Source organism: Capnocytophaga sp. oral taxon 863 str. F0517, from assembly GCF_000466425.1.
GTDB lineage: Bacteria > Bacteroidota > Bacteroidia > Flavobacteriales > Flavobacteriaceae > Capnocytophaga.
Window position 1 is genome coordinate 129,570 of record NZ_KE992164.1, and the last position, 231, is coordinate 129,800.

General features: G+C 50.6%; 1 pseudogene. It reads left to right on the forward strand.

The annotated features are described in order from the left end of the window. Positions 1 to 231 (forward strand): annotated as a pseudogene (locus HMPREF1551_RS14015) (hypothetical protein); the annotation flags it as partial.

The following is a 231-nucleotide window of genomic DNA, read 5'->3' on the forward strand; positions in this document are numbered from 1 at the left end:
GTCTCCCTGCCTTTATCTTAGGCCACCAACCAGACAAGCGTATCGCGATTGTCTCTTATAATGCCATTAAGGCAAGAAAGTTCAACCGCGAACTCCAACGTATCATCGACGACGATACCTATCACAGACTGTTTCCACAAACGCTCCTCGCTGGGCAAACACCAGCCAATCCGAATACCACAACCTCCAAAAGCCGCAACTACGCCCGCAATGCGGACGAGTGTGAAATCG